Annotated in this window: 18 protein-coding genes; 17 read left to right on the plus strand and 1 reads right to left on the minus strand. The window is 66.0% G+C overall.

The annotated features are described in order from the left end of the window. The 11 genes from nuoG to QZ772_RS14020 form a co-directional block, all read left to right on the plus strand. A partial coding sequence (gene nuoG / locus QZ772_RS13970; protein WP_295527275.1) for an NADH-quinone oxidoreductase subunit NuoG occupies positions 1–2,120 on the plus strand: 2,120 nt, incomplete at its 5' end. Beyond that, positions 2,117–3,193: an NADH-quinone oxidoreductase subunit NuoH gene (nuoH, locus tag QZ772_RS13975; protein ID WP_295527278.1), complete on the plus strand. Its 1,077-nt coding sequence runs from the start codon at positions 2,117–2,119 to the stop codon at positions 3,191–3,193. The genes nuoG and nuoH, both read left to right, overlap by 4 nt. Positions 3,194–3,205: 12 nt before the next feature. After that, on the plus strand, positions 3,206–3,715 hold the full coding sequence (nuoI, locus tag QZ772_RS13980; RefSeq protein ID WP_017756924.1) for an NADH-quinone oxidoreductase subunit NuoI: 510 nt from the start codon (positions 3,206–3,208) through the stop codon (positions 3,713–3,715). Between the two features lie 25 nt (positions 3,716–3,740). Continuing rightward, complete coding sequence (locus tag QZ772_RS13985) at positions 3,741–4,382, plus strand: NADH-quinone oxidoreductase subunit J (RefSeq protein WP_295527281.1); 642 nt, start codon at positions 3,741–3,743, stop codon at positions 4,380–4,382. Continuing rightward, positions 4,382–4,690: an NADH-quinone oxidoreductase subunit NuoK gene (gene nuoK, locus QZ772_RS13990; protein ID WP_017756922.1), complete on the plus strand. Its 309-nt coding sequence runs from the start codon at positions 4,382–4,384 to the stop codon at positions 4,688–4,690. The genes QZ772_RS13985 and nuoK overlap by 1 nt, the downstream gene beginning before the upstream one ends. A gap of 2 nt (positions 4,691–4,692) precedes the next feature. Beyond that, positions 4,693–6,720 (plus strand): NADH-quinone oxidoreductase subunit L, encoded by a 2,028-nt coding sequence (nuoL, locus tag QZ772_RS13995; protein ID WP_295527285.1) that lies wholly within the window; start codon positions 4,693–4,695, stop codon positions 6,718–6,720. A 22-nt stretch (positions 6,721–6,742) separates the two neighbouring features. Continuing rightward, the gene (locus tag QZ772_RS14000) at positions 6,743–8,218 is read left to right on the plus strand and encodes an NADH-quinone oxidoreductase subunit M (RefSeq protein ID WP_295527288.1); all 1,476 of its coding nucleotides are present in this window, start codon (positions 6,743–6,745) and stop codon (positions 8,216–8,218) included. Between the two features lie 28 nt (positions 8,219–8,246). After that, positions 8,247–9,734, plus strand: coding sequence for an NADH-quinone oxidoreductase subunit NuoN (gene nuoN / locus QZ772_RS14005; protein ID WP_295527290.1), 1,488 nt, complete (start codon positions 8,247–8,249; stop codon positions 9,732–9,734). 7 nt (positions 9,735–9,741) lie between these two features. Next, complete coding sequence (locus QZ772_RS14010) at positions 9,742–10,050, plus strand: DUF2818 family protein (RefSeq protein WP_295527293.1); 309 nt, start codon at positions 9,742–9,744, stop codon at positions 10,048–10,050. A 3-nt stretch (positions 10,051–10,053) separates the two neighbouring features. Further along, the gene (locus QZ772_RS14015) at positions 10,054–10,647 is read left to right on the plus strand and encodes an NUDIX hydrolase (RefSeq protein WP_295527295.1); all 594 of its coding nucleotides are present in this window, start codon (positions 10,054–10,056) and stop codon (positions 10,645–10,647) included. Continuing rightward, entirely contained in the window at positions 10,644–11,087 is a 444-nt protein-coding gene (locus QZ772_RS14020) for a DUF1178 family protein (RefSeq protein WP_295527298.1), read from the plus strand. The genes QZ772_RS14015 and QZ772_RS14020 overlap by 4 nt, the downstream gene beginning before the upstream one ends. 124 nt (positions 11,088–11,211) lie before the next feature. Here the strand turns inward: QZ772_RS14020 and QZ772_RS14025 are convergent, their stop codons facing one another. After that, positions 11,212–12,993, minus strand: a complete 1,782-nt coding sequence (locus QZ772_RS14025) for an ABC transporter transmembrane domain-containing protein (RefSeq protein WP_295527317.1) — start codon at positions 12,991–12,993, stop codon at positions 11,212–11,214. 98 nt (positions 12,994–13,091) lie between these two features. Between QZ772_RS14025 and QZ772_RS14030 the strand changes: the two genes are divergently transcribed. The 6 genes from QZ772_RS14030 to QZ772_RS14055 all read left to right on the plus strand — a co-directional run. Next, a complete protein-coding gene (locus tag QZ772_RS14030; protein WP_295527301.1) occupies positions 13,092–13,637 on the plus strand; it encodes a MarR family transcriptional regulator in 546 nt (181 codons plus the stop codon). After that, positions 13,634–15,124, plus strand: a complete 1,491-nt coding sequence (locus QZ772_RS14035; RefSeq protein ID WP_295527304.1) for an efflux transporter outer membrane subunit — start codon at positions 13,634–13,636, stop codon at positions 15,122–15,124. The genes QZ772_RS14030 and QZ772_RS14035 overlap by 4 nt, the downstream gene beginning before the upstream one ends. Positions 15,125–15,159: 35 nt before the next feature. After that, entirely contained in the window at positions 15,160–16,506 is a 1,347-nt protein-coding gene (locus QZ772_RS14040) for an efflux RND transporter periplasmic adaptor subunit (RefSeq protein WP_295527307.1), read from the plus strand. 21 nt (positions 16,507–16,527) lie between these two features. Beyond that, complete coding sequence (locus QZ772_RS14045; RefSeq protein WP_295527310.1) at positions 16,528–18,096, plus strand: DHA2 family efflux MFS transporter permease subunit; 1,569 nt, start codon at positions 16,528–16,530, stop codon at positions 18,094–18,096. Positions 18,097–18,428: 332 nt separating this feature from the next. Then, positions 18,429–19,199, plus strand: a complete 771-nt coding sequence (locus QZ772_RS14050; RefSeq protein WP_295527312.1) for an ABC transporter ATP-binding protein — start codon at positions 18,429–18,431, stop codon at positions 19,197–19,199. A gap of 71 nt (positions 19,200–19,270) precedes the next feature. After that, positions 19,271–19,925, plus strand: a 655-nt coding sequence (locus tag QZ772_RS14055) for an ABC transporter ATP-binding protein (protein WP_295527314.1), incomplete at its 3' end; no start/stop codon positions are given.

Raw genomic sequence — 19,925 nt, forward strand, 5'->3', positions numbered from 1 at the left:
TGGCCGAAGGCAGCATGGTCATGCATGCGGCCGACAAGGCCGGGACCTACATCCCGCATTTCTGCTACCACAAGAAGCTCTCCATCGCCGCCAACTGCCGCATGTGCCTGGTGGACGTGGAGAAGGCGCCCAAGGCCATGCCGGCGTGCGCCACGCCCGTCACACAGGGCATGATCGTGCGCACCCAGTCCGACAAGGCCGTCAAGGCCCAGAAGTCGGTGATGGAATTCCTGCTGATCAACCATCCGCTGGACTGCCCCATCTGCGACCAGGGCGGCGAATGCCAACTGCAGGATCTGGCCGTGGGCTACGGCGGTTCCTCCTCGCGCTACCAGGAAGAGAAGCGCGTGGTGTTCCACAAGGACGTGGGCCCGCTGATCTCCATGGAGGAGATGAGCCGCTGCATCCACTGCACCCGTTGCGTGCGCTTCGGCCAGGAAGTGGCCGGCATCATGGAACTGGGCATGGTGAATCGGGGCGAGCACTCCGAGATCACCACCGTGGTCGGCGACACTGTCGACTCCGAGCTGTCGGGCAATATGATCGACATCTGCCCGGTCGGTGCGCTCACCAGCAAGCCCTTCCGCTACAGCGCCCGCACCTGGGAGCTGTCGCGTCGCAAGTCGGTGAGCCCGCACGACTCCACCGGCGCCAACCTGATCGTCCAGGTCAAGAACAACCGCGTGATGCGCGTTCTGCCGCTGGAGAACGAGGACGTCAACGAGTGCTGGATCGCCGATCGCGACCGCTTCTCCTATGAAGCACTCGGCAGCGAAGAGCGCCTGACGCAGCCCATGCTCAAGCAGGGCGGCCAGTGGCAGGCCGTGGACTGGCAGACGGCCCTCGAGTACGTCGCCAACGGTCTCAAGCAGATCAAGGCTGACCACGGTGCCGCGGCCATCGGTGCGCTGGTGAGTCCGCACAGCACCGTCGAGGAACTGGCCCTGGCTGGTGCCCTGGTGCGCGGCCTGGGAAGCGAGAACATCGACCATCGCCTGCGCCATGCCGACTTCGGCAACGTCGCTGGCGGCATTCGCTGGCTGGGCACCTCCATCGCCTCGCTGTCCAACCTGCAGCGCGCACTGGTGGTGGGCAGCAACCTGCGCAAGGACCATCCACTGTTCGCGCAACGCATTCGCCAGTCGGTGCGCAAGGGCGGCAAGCTGTTCGCCATCGCGTCGACCGAGCAACTCGCCGCCGATGCCGCGTGGGCGATTCCGCTGGCCGGCTTCCAGCAGGTAGATGCGGCCGGCTGGTACGGCGCGCTGGCCCAGATTGCTGCTGCCGTGGCTGCGGAGAAGGGTGTTGCCGCTCCCGTGCAGGCTGACGTGAGCGATGCCGCTCGCGGCGTGGCACAGGCTCTGGTCGGCGGCGAGCGCAAGGCCATCCTGCTGGGCAACGGTGCTGCACACCATGCCGCGGCTTCGCGCCTGCTGGCGCTGGCCCAGTGGATCGGCGCACAGACCGGCGCCAGCGTCGGCTACCTGACCGAAGCGGCCAACACCGTCGGCGCACAGTGGGTCAATGCCCAGCCCGGCGCCAAGGGCCTCAACGCTGGCCAAATGCTGGCAGGCGGTCTGAAGGCGGCCATGCTGCTCAACACGGAGCCGGTATTCGATTCCGCTGCCGGCGCCCGCGCCGCGGACGCTTTGGGTCAAGCGCAGATGGTGGTCACCCTGAGCCCCTTCAAGGCCAACCTCGAGTTCAGCGACGTGCTCCTGCCTATCTCGCCCTTCAGCGAAACGCCGGGCACCTTCGTCAATGCCGAAGGCCGTATCCAGAGCTTCCATGCCGTGGTACGCACTCTTGGTGAAGCACGTCCCGCGTGGAAGGTGCTGCGCGTGCTGGGCAACCTGCTGGGCCTGTCTGGTTTCGACTTCGAGTCGACGCAGGACGTGATGGCCAAGGTGCGTGGCTCGGTTGCTGCCGACTTCGTCGCCGCGGACCGCCTGGGCAATGACGCCCCGGCCGTCGATCTGGCTCCCGCCTCGGCCGCCGGCCAGGCTGCGCCGGTGACCGCTGCCATCTACCAACTGGACTCGCTGGTGCGTCGTGCACCGTCGCTGCAACTGACGACCGACGGCCGCCGCGCCGCGACGGCACAGGAGGTGTCGGCATGATCGACGCGCTGTACAAAGCCGGCTACGGACTCATCGGCGCCCACTGGTGGACGGCCGGCGGCTGGCCTGTCATCTGGGCTTTGCTGAAGATCGTCGCCGTGCTGCTGCCGGTGCTTGGCGCCGTGGCCTACGCGACGCTGTGGGAGCGCAAGTTCCTGGGCTGGATCCAGGTGCGCCACGGACCCAACCGGGTCGGTCCCTTTGGCCTGCTGCAGCCCATCGCCGACGCGGTGAAGCTGCTGACCAAGGAACTGATCAACCCGACGGCGGCGAGCTCCGGCCTGTTCCGTCTCGGTCCGGTCATGGCCATCATGCCGGCCCTGGCGGCCTGGGTGGCCATTCCCTTCGGTCCCGACGCGGTCATCGCCAACGTCAACGCGGGTCTGCTGCTGATCATGGCCATCACCTCCATCGAGGTGTACGGCGTGATCATCGCCGGCTGGGCCTCAAACTCGAAGTACGCCTTCCTCGGCGCGCTGCGTGCCTCGGCCCAGATGGTGAGCTACGAGATCGCCATGGGCTTCTGCTTTGTCGTGGTGATCATGGTCTCGGGCAGCCTCAGCCTGGGCGACATCGTCGCCGTACAGGGCAAGGGCACCTTCGCCGACATGGGCCTGTCTTTCCTGTCGTGGAACTGGCTGCCGCTGCTGCCCATCTTCATCGTCTACCTGATCTCGGGCGTGGCCGAAACCAACCGTCATCCCTTCGACGTGGTGGAAGGCGAAGCCGAGATCGTGGCCGGTCACATGGTCGAGTATTCCGGCATGGGCTTCGCGATCTTCTTCCTGGCCGAGTACGCCAGCATGTGGCTCGTGTCGATCCTGGCCGTGCTCATGTTCCTGGGTGGCTGGCTGCCTCCGGTCGGCTTCCTGGCCTTCATCCCAGGCTGGATCTGGCTGGGCCTGAAGACCTTCTTCGTGCTGTCGCTGTTCATCTGGATCCGCGGCACTTTCCCGCGCTTCCGCTACGACCAGATCATGCGCCTGGGCTGGAAGATCTTCATCCCCGTCACGCTGGTCTGGCTGCTGATCGTCGGTGGCTGGATGCAGACGCCCTGGAACATCTGGAAATAAGGTGGACCACGAATGACTGCCGTCGCTGCTTCTCCTTTTTCGATCAAGGACTTCTTCAAGAGCTTCATGCTCGTGGAACTGTTCAAGGGCATGGCCCTGACGGGCCGCTATGCGCTGCGCCGCAAGGTGACCGTCCAGTTTCCGGAAGAAAAGACCCCGCTGTCGCCGCGCTTCCGCGGCCTGCACGCCCTGCGCCGTTATGAGAACGGCGAAGAGCGCTGCATCGCCTGCAAGCTCTGTGAGGCCGTGTGCCCTGCCGTGGCCATCACCATCGAGTCCGCCGTGCGCGACGATGGCACCCGCCGCACCACCCGCTACGACATCGACCTGACCAAATGCATCTTCTGCGGCTTCTGCGAAGAGAGCTGCCCGGTCGACTCGATCGTCGAGACGCACATCCTGGAGTACCACGGCGAAAAGCGCGGTGACCTGTACTTCACCAAGGACATGCTCCTGGCAGTGGGCGACCGCTACGAGCAAGAGATCGCGGCCAACAAGGCGGCCGACGCCAAGTACCGCTGAACCGGCGAAGCGAAAAGAAAAACCCATGGACGCCAAGACCGGCTTCTTCTACCTGTTCTCGGTCGTGCTGCTGTTTGCAGCCTTCCGGGTCGTGACCGCCCGCAACCCCGTGCATGCGGTGCTGTACCTGATGCTCGCCTTCTCGCAGGCCTCCGCCGTGTGGCTGCTGCTCAAGGCCGAGTTCCTGGCCATCGTGCTCGTGCTGGTCTACCTCGGCGCGGTGATGGTGCTCTTCCTCTTCGTGGTGATGATGCTCGACCTCAACGTCGACCACCTGCGCCAGAACTTCTGGAAGCACTTCCCGCTGGCGGCGCTGGTGGGTGTGGTGATTGCCCTCGAGATGGCCTACGTGCTGATGGGCGGCTTCCGCCTGCAGACGCCTGCAGCCGAGGCGGCCGCTGCCGCTGGACAGGTCTCCAACACCAAGGCGCTGGGTCTTCTGCTCTACAGTGAATACGTCTATCCGGTGCAGGTCGCCGCGGTGATCCTGGTCGTGGCCATGATCGCCGCCATTGCCCTCACGCTGCGCCGTCGCAAGGACACGCGCTACGTTGACGTGAAGGACCAGATCCATGTGAAGGCCAGCGACCGCCTGCAGGTGGTCAAGGTGGCGCCCACCCAGGCCCCGCAACCCGCCGCGCCGGTCGCGGAAGGGGAGAGCAAGTGATGACATTGACCCTCGGCCACTACCTGTCGCTTGGCGCCATCCTGTTCGCGATGGCCGTCATCGGCATCTTCCTGAACCGCAAGAACCTCATCGTGCTGCTGATGTGCATCGAGCTGATGCTGCTGGCAGTCAACATGAACTTCGTCGCCTTCTCCTCCTACCTGGGCGACATGCACGGACAGATCTTCGTGTTCTTCATCCTCACCGTGGCAGCGGCCGAATCGGCCATCGGCCTGGCGCTGCTGGTGCTGCTGTTCCGCAACAAGTCGACCATCAACGTCGATGAACTCGACGCGCTGAAGGGATAACGATGGCCACGATCTTGTCTGCATCCACCCTGCTGGCGGTGCCGCTGGCGCCGCTGGTCGGCTGCGTGCTCGCCGGCATCCTGGGCACCCAGTTCGGCGGCAACCGAATCGGCCGCGCTGCCTCGCATTCGCTGACCATCCTCGGCGTGTTCATCGCCTTCGCGCTTTCGGCCATGACGCTCTACAGCGTGGCGGTCGATGGCGCCCGCTTCAACGCCACCATCTACGAATGGATGGTCGTTGGCGGCCTGAAGATGGAAGTCGGTTTCATGATCGACAGCCTGACGGCCATGATGATGTGCGTCGTCACCTTCGTGTCGCTGATGGTGCACATCTACACCATCGGCTACATGGAAGAGGACGAAGGCTACAACCGCTTCTTCGCCTACATCTCGCTCTTCACCTTCTCCATGCTCATGCTGGTGATGAGCAACAACCTGCTGCAGTTGTTCTTCGGTTGGGAGGCGGTGGGTCTGGTGTCGTACCTGCTGATCGGCTTCTGGTACAACAAGCCGACGGCCATCTTCGCCAACATGAAGGCCTTCCTGGTCAACCGCGTGGGTGACTTCGGCTTCATCCTCGGCATCGGCCTGATCGCGGCCTACACCGGCACGCTCAACTACACAGAGATCTTTGCCAAGTCGGGTGAGCTGGGCAAGCTGGGCTTTCCGGGCACCGACTGGATGCTGATCACCGTGATCTGCATCTGCCTGTTCATCGGCGCGATGGGCAAGAGCGCGCAGTTCCCGCTGCACGTCTGGTTGCCGGACTCGATGGAAGGCCCGACGCCCATCTCCGCGCTGATCCACGCCGCCACGATGGTGACCGCCGGCATCTTCATGGTGTCGCGCATGTCGCCCCTGTTCGAGCTGTCGGACACGGCCCTGAACTTCATCCTGGTGATCGGTTCGATCACGGCGCTGTTCATGGGCTTCCTGGGCATCATCCAGAACGACATCAAGCGTGTGGTCGCCTATTCAACGCTGTCGCAGCTGGGCTACATGACGGTGGCGCTGGGTGTGTCGGCCTACCCGGTCGCCGTGTTCCACCTGATGACCCACGCCTTCTTCAAGGCCCTGCTGTTCCTCGGTGCCGGCTCGGTCATCATGGGCATGCACCACAACCAGGACATCCGCTGGATGGGCGGCGTGCGCAAGTACATGCCCATCACCTGGATCACCTTCCTGCTGGCCTCTTTGGCGCTGATCGGCACGCCTTTCTTCTCGGGCTTCTATTCCAAGGACGCCATCATCGAGGCCGTGCACGCCAGCCATCTGCCGGCCGCGGGCTTCGCGTACTTCTCGGTGGTCGCCGGTGTGTTCGTCACGGCCTTCTACTCGTTCCGCCTCTACTTTCTGGTCTTCCATGGCAAGGAGCGCTACGACCAGAACCCGGATGCGTACCACGACGACGCGCATGGTCACGGCCACGACGACCATCACGGCCTCCATGAGCCGCACGAGTCGCCCAAGGTGGTGACGGTGCCCCTGCTGCTGCTGATGATCCCATCGGTGGTGATCGGCTTCTTCACGCTGATGCCGATGCTGAACAGCTTCTTCGACGGCGTGATCTTCGTCGACACGGCGCGCCACCACGCCATGTCCGAACTGCGTGAAGACATCCACGGTCCGGTCGCCATGGCCCTGCATTCGCTGACCAGCCTGCCGCTGTGGCTGGCCATCGCCGGCGTGGCGCTGTCGTACTACATGTACATGGTGAACCCGGCGCTGCCGGCCGCCATCAAGCGTGCCTGCATGCCCATCTACAACCTGCTCGAGAACAAGTACTACCTCGACTGGATCAACGAGAACATCCTGGCCCGTGGCGCCCGTGCGCTGGGCACCGGCCTTTGGAAGGGCGGCGACCAGGCCATCATCGACGGCGCGCTGGTCAATGGCTCGTGGAAGCTGGTGGGCCGCATCTCGGCGGCCATCCGCTGGATCCAGTCCGGCTACATCTATCACTACGCCTTCGCGATGCTGCTGGGGGTGTTCCTTCTCATGACGTACTTCGTCTGGTTCAAGCGCTGACGCGGGCTGGAGAACAAGAAAAATGGGTTTGCTGAGCCTTGCCATCTGGCTGCCGATCGTGATCGGCGCCTTGCTGCTGGCGTTCGGGCGGGACGACCAGGCGCGCTTCGTGCGCTGGGCGGCACTCGTCGGGTCGGTGGCGAGCTTCCTCGTCACCATTCCGGTGTACACGCGCTTCCAGACCGGTACCGCCGCGATGCAGTTCGTCGAGCGTGCGCCGTGGATCGAGCGCTTCAACATTAACTACCACCTGGGCGTTGATGGGCTGTCGATGTGGTTCGTGCTGCTCACGGCCTTCATCACGGTGATCGTCGTGATCTCGGCCTGGGAAGTGATCACCGAGCGCGTCAACCAGTACATGGGCGCGTTTCTCATCCTGTCGGGCCTGATGATCGGCGTGTTCGCCGCGCTCGACGGCATGCTGTTCTACGTGTTCTTCGAGGCCACGCTCATCCCGATGTATCTGATTATCGGCATCTGGGGCGGCCCGAACCGGATCTACGCGGCCTTCAAGTTCTTTCTGTACACGCTGCTCGGTTCGCTGCTGATGCTGGTGGCGCTGGTGTACCTGTACCGTGCTTCGGGCGGCAGCTTCGATATCGCCACCTGGCATCGAACGCCCCTGGGCTCGACGGCGCAGACGCTGATCTTCTTCGCCTTCTTCGCGGCCTTCGCGGTGAAGGTGCCGATGTGGCCGGTGCACACCTGGCTGCCCGACGTGCACGTCGAGGCGCCCACCGGCGGCTCCGCGGTGCTGGCCGCCATCATGCTGAAGCTGGGTGCCTACGGCTTCCTGCGCTTCTCGATGCCGATTGCCCCCGACGCAGCCCGCGAGTGGGCCTGGCTGATGATCGCGCTGTCGATCGTGGCCGTGATCTATGTGGGCCTGGTGGCCATGGTCCAGCGCGACATGAAGAAGCTGGTGGCCTATTCGTCGGTCGCCCACATGGGCTTCGTGACGCTGGGCTTCTTCATCTTCAATCCGCTCGGCGTGGCTGGCGGCATCGTGCAGATGATCGCTCACGGCTTCGTGTCGGGCGCGATGTTCCTGTCCATCGGCGTGCTGTACGACCGCATGCACTCGCGCCAGATCGCCGACTACGGCGGCGTGGTCAACGTTATGCCCAAGTTCGCCGCGTTCGCGCTTCTGTTCGCCATGGCCAACTGCGGCCTGCCTGCCACCGCCGGCTTCGTGGGCGAATGGATGGTGATCCTGGGTGCCGTTAAGGCCAACTTCTGGATCGGCCTGATGGCTGCCACCGCGCTGATCTTCGGCGCCGCCTACACCCTGTGGATGTACAAGCGCGTGTATCTCGGCCCCATCGGCAACGACCATGTGAAGGAACTGACGGACATCAACGGCCGCGAGTTCTTCATGCTCGCCGTGCTGGCCGTGGCCGTGCTGTGGATGGGCCTGGATCCCAAGCCCTTCACCGATGTGATGGACGCTTCCGTGACCGAACTGCTGCGCCACGTGGCTGCCTCCAAGCTGCCCTGACCCGAGTCCACGCAGACAAGAGAACAAGATGATCGACAAACTCAGTTGGGTGGCCATCTACCCCGAGATCCTGCTGCTGGTGATGGCCTGCGTCATCACGCTGTTCGACCTGCGGGTCCAAAGCGCGCACCGCACCGCCACCCATGCGCTCACGCTGCTGACGCTGGCCGCCACGGCCCTGCTCACCGGCATGAACGCGGCCAATGGCCAGACCTTCCACGGTTTCGGCGGCATGATCGTCAGCGACCCCATGGGCAACTGGCTCAAGTGCTTCTCGGCCGTGGCGCTGATGGTCACGCTCGTCTATGGCCGTCCCTATGCGGCCGACCGCCAGATGCTGCGCGGCGGTGAGATGTTCACGCTCAGCCTGTTCTCGCTGCTGGGCATGTTCGTGATGATCTCGGGCAGCAACTTCCTGATGATCTATCTGGGTCTGGAACTGCTGACGCTTTCCAGCTATGCCCTGGTGGCCCTGCGCCGCGACCACGCGACCGCCAGCGAAGCCGCCATGAAGTATTTCGTGCTCGGCGCCATGGCCAGCGGCTTCCTGCTGTATGGCATGTCGATGATGTACGGCGCCACCGGCTCGCTCGATGTCAATGAAGTCTTTAAGAGCATCGCCAGCAGCAAGGTGAACCACCAGGTGCTGGTGTTCGGTCTCGTGTTCATCGTCGCCGGGTTGGCCTTCAAGCTGGGCGCCGCGCCTTTCCACATGTGGCTGCCGGACGTCTACCACGGCGCCCCCACGGCCGTGACGCTGTTGATCGGCGCCGCGCCCGAACTGGCCGCCTTCGCCATCGTCATCCGCCTGCTGGTGGAAGGCATGCTGCCGCTGGCCTTCGACTGGCAGCAGATGCTGGCCGTGCTGGCCGTGGCGTCGCTGCTGGTGGGCAACCTGGCCGCCGTGGCGCAGACCAACCTCAAGCGCATGCTGGCCTACTCGACCATCGCGCAGATGGGCTTCGTGCTGCTGGGCCTGGTGGCTGGCGTGATCGACGGCAACACGCTCAACGCCCAGTACGCTTACAGCGCCTCGATGTTCTACATCGTGACCTACGTGCTGACCACGCTGGCGAGCTTCGGCATCATCCTGCTGTTGGCCCGCGAAGGCTTCGAGAGCGAAGAGATCTCCGACCTGGCCGGCCTCAATCAGCGCAGCCCGCTGTATGCCGGCGTGATGGCGATTGCGATGTTCTCGCTGGCCGGCATTCCGCCGCTGGTCGGCTTCTATGCCAAGCTGGCGGTACTGCAGGCGCTGCTGGCTTCGGGGCAGGGCGTGTACATCGGTCTGGCGGTGTTCGCCGTGATCATGTCGCTGATCGGCGCCTTCTACTACCTGCGCGTGGTGAAGGTGATGTACTTCGACGCGCCGCTGACGGCCACCACAGTGGCGGCGCCGCGCGATGTTCGGGCCGTGCTGTCGGTCAACGGCGCCCTGATCCTGATCCTGGGCATCCTGCCCGGCGGCCTGATGACCCTGTGCGCCCGGGCCATCGTGGCCACGCTGGGCAACTGATCGCGCTGTGGGCAGTAACGCATCCGCCTGGGTGGTCCTCGGCGTTGCGCTGGTCCTGGCCAACCTGCCTTTCCTGAACGAGCGGCTGCTCGCCGTGCTGCCCTGGCGCACGACGATCAAGCCGCTCGCGGTGCGTCTGGGAGAGCTGGTGCTGTGCTACCTGGCGGCCGGACTGGTCGGCCGGCTCTTCGAGGCCCGGCAGGGCATGGTTGCCACGCAGGGCTGGGAGTTCTATGCGGTGACGGCCGCCTTCTTCCTGGTGTTGGCCTTTCCGGGCTTCATCTGGCGCTACCTTCTCAAACGCAAAGGGTACTGAACCGTGACCGCTGACATCGCCCACTTGGAAGAAAAGAAGGTCGCGTCGGAGTCGCTGTTCGAGGGACGGTTCCTGCGTGCGTTCCGTGACACCGTGGCGCTGCCCGATGGCGGCACCGCGACGCGCGAATACGTCATTCATCCGGGGGCGGTGGTAGTCGTTCCGCTGCTGGACGATGGTCGCATCGTGCTGGAGCGCCAGTTCCGGTATCCGGTGGGGCAGGTGATGGTGGAGTTTCCGGCCGGCAAGCTCGATGCCGGGGAGGATCCGCTGGTCTGCGGCCAGCGCGAACTGCTGGAAGAAACCGGCTACCGCGCCCGCGAGTGGGCGAAAGCCGGAGTGATGCATCTGGCCGTGGCGTACTCGACCGAGGTCATCCACATCTACTTCGCGCGCGGGCTGAGTGCCGGCGATCGCAAGCTCGACCAAGGCGAGTTCCTCGACGTGTTCACAGCAGCGCCCGCGGATCTGCTGGGCTGGTGCCGTGATGGCACGGTGACGGATGCCAAGACGCTGGCCTGCTCGGTCTGGATGCAGAACGTGCTTTCCGGCACATGGGCGCTGGAATGGCAGGCTGCGGATAATTCCGCCCCATGAAGGTCCTGAATCTGCGTTGCGCGCATGGCCACGGTTTCGAAGGCTGGTTCGGCTCCGAGTCGGAGTTCGAGGCTCAGCGCGACGGCGGCCAGATCGAATGTCCCCTCTGTGGCGACAAGGCGGTCGTCAAAGGGTTGAGCGCACCCCGGCTCAATCTGGGCGCTGGCCGCAAGGAGCCGCCCGCCGCTGATGTCCCGGTGCCGATGCCGGAGCAATCTCCTGAGGCGCGATGGATGCGCGCGGTGCGAGACGTGCTCGCGAGGACCGAAGACGTGGGCGACCGCTTCGCACAGGAAGCCCGCCGGATGCATCACGGCGAGGTCGAGGAGCGCGGCATTCGCGGTCGGGCGACCCCGGAAGAGGCCGTGGCCTTGCTAGATGAAGGGATTGCGGTGTTGCCGCTGCCCGTTCCTGCCGCCCTAAAGGAAACGCTCCAGTAGTCCTGCGCGTGCCGGCCCTGGCGTCCGCTTCATGGGCGCGTATCAGCCCGCGGTCCGCGGGCTTTTTCATGTGTGCCGCAGCACGGAAGAACACGGTCCCGCAGTGTGTGCGGTCGTGTCGCGCTCAGGCAGTGAACTGAAGTGCAGCCAGTTTTGCGTAGCTGCCGTCGCGGGCGATAAGTTCGGCATGCGTGCCTTGCTCGACGATGGCGCCGTGGTCCATCACGATGATGCGATCGGCCTTTTGCACCGTGGCCAGGCGGTGAGCGATGACCAGGGTGGTGCGGCCCTGCATCGCCGACTCCAGTGCCGCCTGTACCACCCGTTCGCTCTCGGCGTCCAGCGCGGAGGTGGCCTCGTCCAGCAGGAGCAGCGCAGGCGCCTTCAGAATGGCGCGCGCGATGGACAGCCGCTGCTTCTGCCCGCCGGACAGGCGAACACCCCGCTCGCCCAGAAAGGTGTGGAATCCTTCGGGCAAGGCATCGATGAAGCCTTCCGCATGCGCCAGGCGCGCGGCCTGGCGGACTTCTTCCTCTGTGGCTTCCGGGCGGCCGTAGCGGATGTTCTCCAGTGCGGTGGTCGAAAAGACCACGGCGTCCTGAGGCACGAGGCCGATGCGCGCGCGCAGGTCGCCGAGCGCGAAGCGCCTCAGCGATTGGCCATCGATGCGGATGTCGCCCGATTGCGGATCGAAGAAGCGCAGCAGCAGCTGGAACACGGTGCTCTTGCCAGCGCCGCTCTCGCCGACCAGCGCCACCGTCTCCCCCGGCGCGACGCACAAGGAGAAGTCGCGCAATGCGGCAATGCCCGGCCGCGACGGGTAGTGGAATTGAACGCTGTCCAGCAGCACTTCCGCCCCCGCAGACGCAGCCGGCGCCGCCTCCACCGTAACCGGAGACGTGATGCTCAAGGGCGCATGCAGCAGTTCCATCAGCCGTTCGGTGGCGCCGGCGGCGCGCAGCAGGTCGCCGTACACCTCGCCGAGCACGGCGAGCGCGCTGGCCAGGATGACCACGTAGACCACCGTCTGGCCCATGTGGCCTGGGCTGATCTCGCCGCGCAGCACCGCCTGGGTGCCGGCATACAGGCCCCAGAGCAATGCGGCGGACGTGGCGATGATGATGAAGGCGACCAGCACTGCCCGCGCCTTGGTGCGACGTACGGCCGTCTCGAAAGCGGCCTGCGTCGAGGCGGCGAAGCGACCGGCCTCCCGCGTCTCGGCCGTATAGCTTTGCACGACCGGGATCGCATTGAGCACCTCGGCGGCGATGGCACTCGCGTCGGCCACACGGTCCTGGCTGGCGCGGGAGAGGCGTCGCACCCGGCGGCCGAAGGCCATGGCCGGCAGCACCACGAGCACCAGCACCAGCGCCACCTGTGCCATCAGCCAGGGATTGGTCCAGATCAGCATGGCCAGGGCGCCCACGCCCATGACCGCATTGCGCAGTCCCATGCTGAGCGACGAGCCGACCACGGTCTGCACCAGCGTGGTGTCGCCCGTCAGGCGCGACAGCACTTCGCCGGTCTGGGTGGTCTCGAAGAATTCCGGGCTCTGGTGGAGCACGCGGCCGTAGACCGCGGTGCGCACGTCCGCGGTGATGCGCTCACCCAGCCAGCTCACCGTGTAGAAGCGCGCCGCGGAGAAAAGGCCCAGGGCGATGGCAACGGCGAACAACGCGAGGAAGTGCTCGCGCAGGGCCATGACCTGCTCGCCCGGTGCCTTGGGCGCCAGGCCAGCGTCGATGAGCCCCCGCAGCGCGATGGGAAAGACCAGCGTGGTCACCGCCGCCATGACCAGGAACAGGCCGGCCAACGAAATCTGCAGGCGATAGGGCCGCAGGAAGGGCGCTAGGCCGGCGAGCGAACGGGGGGAGGTTTTAACGTTCTTCACGGGAGTGCAGGGCAGTCGCGGCAGGACAGGGCCGGGCGGCGCGGATTCTAGCGAGACGCTGCCGAACCAAAGTCAGCCTTGACAATATTTGTCGTGGCAAATAATATTCCCCCATGTCCAGATCAGAGACAAATGCCTCCGCGCCCGCCGCGGGACCGCCTGCCGCCGATTTCTACCGTCCCGAGAGCTATCGGGCGGAGGAAAGCCTGGGGTACGCCATGAAACGGATCCTCAACTGCGTGTCGCAGGCCGTGGAAGGGGAGTTGGTGGAGCCCGGCGGGCCGACCTATCCGCAGTGGGTCCCCCTGCACAAGCTGCACATGGGTAGCGCCGGCACGGTGGCCGAACTCGCGCGGGAATGCCAGTTGGACACGGGCGCGATGACGCGCCTTCTGGACAGGCTGGAGGCCAAGGGGCTGGTGCGCCGCGTGCGGTCACAGGAAGACCGCCGCGTCGTCAACCTCGAATTGACGCCAGAGGGCCTGAATTCGGCCCAGAAGGTTCCGGCGGTGCTCAGCCGGGTGCACAACGAGATGCTCGCCGGTTTCACCAAGGCCGAGTGGGAGCAACTCAAGGACTATCTGAACCGCATCCTGGATAACGCCCAGAGAAAGCAGGCCTCATGCAATCGGGCATCGGGGCAAGGAGTTTCGCGATGAGTTTTTCTTCGACCCAGGGCCGCGTGGCCGGTCCGGCGCTGATGGCGGCGAGCCTGGCGATTGCAGTGCTGGCCGCTGGCTGTGCCGACACCGCCGGCATCGCCTCCCATGCCCGCATTCGCGACGCGGCCGAGGCCGGTGTGCCCGCCGCGGCGCCGCAGCCCAACGACTTCGCGCAGATCGATGCGCAATGGTGGCGCGCCTTCGGCGATTCGCAGCTGGATGCGCTGGAACAGCAGGCCCTCGCTGCCAGTCCCAGCCTGCAGGTGGCGCAGGCCAGGGTTGCGAAGGCGCTGGCGGCGACCGGCGTGGCGGAAGCTGCTGGCCGACCCCAGCTCAGCGGCGATGCGCAACTGCTGCGCCAGCGCTACAGCGAGAACTACATCTACAGCTCGCTCGGCGGCACCGTGCAGGAGAACGGCACGCTGCAGCTCAATGGCAGCTGGGAGCTCGACTTCTTCGGTCGCAACCGCGCTGCGATCCAGGCCGCCGTGGGCAGTGCGCGTGCTGCCGAAGCCGATGCGCAGGCTGCCCGCATTCTGCTGGCCACCAACGTGGCGCGCAGCTACATCCAATGGGCGCGCCTGGAGGCGCAACGCGACGTGGCCCGCCGCACGCTGGCCCAGCGCGAGGAGACGCTGCGCCTGGTCCGTGACCGGGTGTCTGCCGGACTGGACACGCAGCTGGAACAGCGCCAGAGCGAAGGTGGCCTGCCCGAGGCGCGCCAGCAACTCGAGGCGCTCAACGAGCAGATCGAGAACGCACGCCACGCACTCGACGCCCTCGTGGCCGTGCCCGACGCCACAGCCCGGCTGGCGGCACCGTCGCTCGCTGCGCTGCAGCCCGTCCCGCTGGCCACGCAGATTCCCACCGACCTGCTGGCCCGTCGCCCAGACGTGGCGGCGGCACGCTGGCGGGTCGAGGCGGCGGCGCGAGACGAAGACCGCGCGCGCGCCGAGTTCTATCCCAACATCAATTTGACGGCCTTCGTCGGCACGCAGGCCATCGGGTTCGACAACTTGCTGAAGTCGGGTAGCCGGCAATGGGGCGTGGGTCCTGCCCTGCACCTGCCCATCTTCGAAGGCGGTCGGCTGCGCGCCAACCTGGGTGGCAAGGCAGCCGACCATGACGCCGCGATCGAAAGCTACAACGGCGCCGTGATCGACGCCGTGCACGAGGTGGCCGACCAGGTCAGCAGCGTCAGGTCGATTGGCCGCCAGCAGGCGGAGCAGCGTAGCGCGCAGCGTTCGGCCGAAGACGCCTACCAGATCGCCCTGCAGCGCTATCAGGCCGGACTGGGCACGTACCTGAACGTGCTCACGGCCGAGACGGCTGTGCTCAGCCAGCGCCGACAGGCGGTGGACCTCGCCGCCCGGGCGCTCGACACCCAGGCCTCGCTCGCTCGCGCCCTGGGTGGCGGCTGGGCAGGCGACGCACCCGCCGCTGCGCAGGCGGCCGCCCTCAACGAATCCGCCGCGGTGCGCTGAAGCGCAGCACCCGCCCGTCCGCAAGGAGCCAGACCATGAACGACAACATTGCTTCTTCTTCCCAGGCCGCCGACGAGAAGGCGCCCAACACCCGTCGCCGCAAGGCCCTCACGACCCTGGCTGCGGTCGTCGTGCTGGCCGGTGCGGGTTGGGCCGCCTACGAGTTTCTCGTGGCGGGCCACTACGAGTCCACCGACAACGCCTACGTCCAGGGCAACATCATCCAGATCACGCCGCAGGTGGCCGGCACGGTGATGAGCATCGCGGCCGACGAGACCGACTACGTCAAGCAGGGCCAGCCGCTGGTGCAACTGGACCCGGCCGACGCCCAGGTGGCCCTGTCGCAGGCCGAGGCGGCGCTGGGGCAGGCGGTGCGCCAGGCCCGCACGCTGTATGTCAACAACGGCTCGCTGGCCGCGCAGGTCAACCTGCGCCAAGCCGACGTGGTGAAGGCCCAGGCCGACGTCGCCCGTGCACAGGACGACCTGCAGCGTCGGCGTTCGCTCACCGGCAATGGTGCGGTCTCCAAGGAAGAGCTGAGCCATGCCGAGACGGCACTCGCCAGTGCCCGAAGCGCGCTGGCGGCCGCACAGGCGGGCGTCGCCGCCGCCCGCGATCAGCTGGCCAGCAACCGGTCGCTGACCGAAGGCACCACGGTCGAGGAGCACCCCAGCGTGCAGGCCGCCGCTGCCAAGGTGCGTGAAGCGTGGCTGGCGACCCAGCGCGTCGCGCTGCCCGCGCCGGTCGACGGCTATGTGGCCAAGCGCACGGTCCAGCTGGGTCAGCGCGTGGCGCCGGGCGCGCCGCTGATGTCCATCGTGCCGCTGGGCCAGCTGTGGGTCGATGCGAATTTCAAGGAGAGCCAGCTGCGCAGCATCCGCATCGATCAGCCGGTGACGCTGACGGCCGATGTGTACGGCAAGAAGGTGGTCTACCACGGCAAGGTGGCCGGGCTGGGTGTGGGCACGGGCGCTGCCTTTGCGCTGCTGCCGGCGCAGAACGCCACCGGCAACTGGATCAAGGTGGTGCAGCGCGTGCCGGTGCGCATCAGCCTGGATGTCAACGAACTCAAGGCCAACCCGCTGCGGGTCGGCCTGTCGATGGACGCGGAAGTCGATGTGGCCAACAGCAACGGCAAGATGCTGGCCGACGCGCCCCGCGCCGCCGACTTCGCGTCGACCCAGGTCTACAACGGACAGGACGATGGTGCCGAGCAGGCGGTGCAGCGCATCATCGCGGCCAACCTTGGGCGGCCGGTGCCGGCGTCCGCGAGCCCGGCGCCTGCCGGTGCCAAGCCGGCCGCGGGTTCGCCTTCGAGCCAGGCTGCCGAGGGCAGCGCCCGCCACGCGCTGCAGGCGTCGGCCACCCAGCGCCCGCTGTGATTGCCGCCAGGGAATTCATCCATGGCTGCTTCTGAGCCGAAGGGGGCGCCGGCCGCCATCGCGCCGCTGGAAGGATCTGCGCGCGTGCTGGGCACCATTGCCCTGTCCGCCGCCACCTTCATGAATGTGCTGGACACGTCCATCGCGAACGTGTCGCTGCCCGCGATCTCGGGCGACCTCGGTGTCAGTCCGACGCAGGGCACCTGGGTCATCACCAGCTTCGGCGTGGCCAATGCCATCGCTGTGCCGCTCACCGGCTTCCTGACGCAGCGCTTCGGTCAGGTGCGTCTGTTCATGGCCAGCGTGCTGCTGTTCGTGCTGAGTTCCTGGCTGTGCGGCATGGCCCCGAACATGACCATGCTGATCGCCTTCCGGGCGCTGCAGGGTTTCGTGGCGGGGCCGATGATCCCGCTGTCGCAGACGCTGCTGCTGTCGAGTTATCCGCGTGCCAAGGCCGGCCTGGCCATGGCGATGTGGTCGATCACCACGCTGGTGGCGCCGGTGATGGGGCCGCTGCTAGGCGGCTGGATCACCGACAACATCTCCTGGCCCTGGATCTTCTTCATCAACGTGCCGGTGGGTCTGCTGGCCGCGTCCGTCACCTGGAGCATCTACCGCAAGCGCGAGACGCCGACACGTCGCGTGCCCATCGACGCCATCGGCCTCGGCCTGCTGGTGGCCTGGGTGGGGGCCTTGCAGCTGATGCTGGACAAGGGCAAGGAACTCGACTGGTTCCATTCCGGCGAGATCATTGCGCTGGCCTTGGTGGCCGTCGTGGGCTTTGCGTTCTTCCTCGTGTGGGAGCTGACGGAGAAGCATCCGGTGGTCGATCTGTCGCTGTTCAAGCGCCGCAACTTCTGGTCGGGCGCGCTCGCGACGTCGGTGGGCTACGGCCTGTTCTTCGGCAACGTGGTGATCCTGCCGCTGTGGCTGCAGCAGTACATGGGCTACACGGCGACGAGTGCGGGCATGGTGCTGGCGCCAGTCGGGCTGTTCGCCATCGTGCTGTCGCCGATGGTGGGTCTCACGGTGGGCAAGGTCGATCCGCGCTACTACGCGACGATGTCCTTCATCGTGTTCGCGCTGGTGGTGTGGATGCGCTCGCACTTCACCACGCAGACGGACTTCGAGACGATCATGATCCCGACGCTCATCCAGGGCATCGCGATGGCCTTCTTCTTCATCCCGCTGGTAACGATCACCCTGTCGGGGTTGCCACCGGAGCGCATTCCTGCGGCGTCGGGGCTGTCGAACTTTGCGCGGATCACGGCAGGCGCGATGGGCACGTCGATCTCGACCACGCTGTGGGAAAACCGAGCGGCGCTGCATCACGCGCAACTGGCGGAGTCGGTCAATCCGAGCAGCCCGGCCGCGAGCGCGACGCTGTCGATGTTCGGCAACGCGGGTTTCAGCGCAGAGCAGGCGCTCGCGCAGATCAACCGCTTGGCGGACCAGCAATCCTTCATGCTGGCCACGGCGGACCTGTTCTATGCGTCGGCGGTACTTTTCATCCTGCTGATTCCGATCATCTGGATCGCCCGCCCCGCCCGGGGTGGTGCCGGGAGCGACGCAGCCGCCGGCGCCCACTGAAGACCCGGCGCGGCCCCAGGAGCCACGCCTTATTCCGTGAGATGAAGGAGACAACGCCCGCCGGCCTAGACGCCGGCGGGCGTTGTCGCATGTGGGGGCGGAGCCGCCGCTGCGGCGGCTGTGGCGCTGCTTTGGATGGATGTGGCTCAACCGAAGCTGCGGCATGCTGCCTGCATTGCACTGCAGCATCCGCATTTGCCCCAGTAGCAGCCGAGGGAGCCGCTGCCAACAATGCGCCAACGTTCGAGGCTTGCGATGCAGGCTCCCCTGGTACGACAACGACGGAGACGCATGACCCCAAGATTCGATGCGCAGCGGCAGGAGGCCCGCGGATGAGCGACATCATTCTCGAGACACGGCAGCTCACCAAGGAGTTCAAAGGCTTCACCGCGGTCAGCAAGGTCGACCTCCGGGTGCAGCGTGGCGCGATCCATGCGCTGATCGGCCCCAATGGTGCCGGCAAGACCACCTGCTTCAACCTGCTCACCAAGTTCCTGGAGCCGACCTCGGGAGTCATCCTGTTCAATGGCATCGACATCACCCGCGAGCGGCCCGCGCAGATCGCACGCCGCGGCATCATCCGGTCCTTCCAGATATCGGCGGTCTTTCCGCACCTGACCGTTCTGGAGAACGTGCGACTCGCCCTGCAACGGGCGCTCGGAACCTCCTTCCATTTCTGGAAGAGCGACCGCACGCTCGTTCCACTGAATGCCCGGGCGCTCGAACTCCTGGCCGAGGTCGGCCTGGACGCCATGGCCGACGATCTCGCGGTGAACCTTCCCTACGGACGCAAGCGCGCCCTCGAGATCGCCACCACCCTTGCCATGGAGCCCGAACTGATGCTGCTGGACGAACCCACGCAGGGCATGGGCCATGAAGATGTGCACCGTGTGGCCGAGCTGATCAAGCGCGTGTCTGCCGGGCGCACCATCCTGATGGTCGAGCACAACATGAGCGTCGTCTCCACCATCGCCGACACCATCACCGTGCTGCAGCGCGGTGCCGTGCTGGCTGAAGGGCCGTACGCGGCTGTTTCCCGCAACCCACAGGTCATGGAGGCCTACATGGGCACCACCGACGGTCAGCTGCAAGGAGCCCACTGAATGTGCGAGTCCTTTGGCTTTGATCGGGTGCGTCATTCGACTGCAGCGGATGGGGTCACAAGGGGGCGGCTATGACCACACCCGCACTGGCCATCGAAGGCCTGCATGCCTGGTACGGCGAGTCGCATGTTCTGCATGGCGTGGACCTCCATGTGAACCCGGGTGAAGTGGTGACGCTGCTGGGCCGCAATGGCGCCGGTCGTACATCCACGCTGCGCGCCATCATGGGCCTCACGGGTGCTCGCAAGGGCAGCATCCGTGTCGACGGGCACGAGACGATCGGGCTCCCCACGCACCGCATCGCCCACCATGGCATCGGCTACTGTCCCGAGGAGCGGGGCATCTTCGCCAGCCTGTCGGCGGAGGAAAACCTGCTGCTGCCGCCCGCACTCAAAGGCGCTGGTGCTGGCATGTCGGTCGATGAGATCTACGCCATGTTCCCCAATCTGGCGGAGCGCCGCCACAGCCAGGGCACACGGCTGTCCGGCGGCGAGCAGCAGATGCTGGCGGTTGCACGCATCCTGCGCACCGGCGCCCGGTTGTTGCTGCTCGACGAAATATCCGAGGGCCTGGCGCCCGTGATCGTGCAGGCGCTGGCCCGGATGATCACCACCCTCCGTGTCAAGGGCTACACGGTGCTCATGGTCGAACAGAACTTTCGCTTCGCGGCCCCGCTGGCCGACCGCTTCTATGTCATGGAGCATGGCCGCGTCGTCGAATCTTTCA

Source organism: uncultured Pseudacidovorax sp. (assembly GCF_913773995.1).
GTDB lineage: Bacteria > Pseudomonadota > Gammaproteobacteria > Burkholderiales > Burkholderiaceae_C > Xenophilus.

Excerpts from the sequence above, each read along its gene's own strand:
- nuoK (WP_017756922.1), top strand. The coding sequence starts at position 4,382 with ATGACATTGACCCTCGGCCACTACCTGTCGCTTGGCGCCATCCTGTTC.
- QZ772_RS14000 (WP_295527288.1), top strand. The coding sequence starts at position 6,743 with ATGGGTTTGCTGAGCCTTGCCATCTGGCTGCCGATCGTGATCGGCGCC.
- nuoH (WP_295527278.1), top strand. The coding sequence starts at position 2,117 with ATGATCGACGCGCTGTACAAAGCCGGCTACGGACTCATCGGCGCCCAC.
- nuoN (WP_295527290.1), top strand. The coding sequence starts at position 8,247 with ATGATCGACAAACTCAGTTGGGTGGCCATCTACCCCGAGATCCTGCTG.
- QZ772_RS14045 (WP_295527310.1), top strand. The coding sequence starts at position 16,528 with ATGGCTGCTTCTGAGCCGAAGGGGGCGCCGGCCGCCATCGCGCCGCTG.
- QZ772_RS14030 (WP_295527301.1), top strand. The coding sequence starts at position 13,092 with ATGTCCAGATCAGAGACAAATGCCTCCGCGCCCGCCGCGGGACCGCCT.
- QZ772_RS14020 (WP_295527298.1), top strand. The coding sequence starts at position 10,644 with ATGAAGGTCCTGAATCTGCGTTGCGCGCATGGCCACGGTTTCGAAGGC.
- QZ772_RS14040 (WP_295527307.1), top strand. The coding sequence starts at position 15,160 with ATGAACGACAACATTGCTTCTTCTTCCCAGGCCGCCGACGAGAAGGCG.
- QZ772_RS14035 (WP_295527304.1), top strand. The coding sequence starts at position 13,634 with ATGAGTTTTTCTTCGACCCAGGGCCGCGTGGCCGGTCCGGCGCTGATG.
- QZ772_RS14050 (WP_295527312.1), top strand. The coding sequence starts at position 18,429 with ATGAGCGACATCATTCTCGAGACACGGCAGCTCACCAAGGAGTTCAAA.
- QZ772_RS13985 (WP_295527281.1), top strand. The coding sequence starts at position 3,741 with ATGGACGCCAAGACCGGCTTCTTCTACCTGTTCTCGGTCGTGCTGCTG.
- nuoL (WP_295527285.1), top strand. The coding sequence starts at position 4,693 with ATGGCCACGATCTTGTCTGCATCCACCCTGCTGGCGGTGCCGCTGGCG.
- nuoI (WP_017756924.1), top strand. The coding sequence starts at position 3,206 with ATGACTGCCGTCGCTGCTTCTCCTTTTTCGATCAAGGACTTCTTCAAG.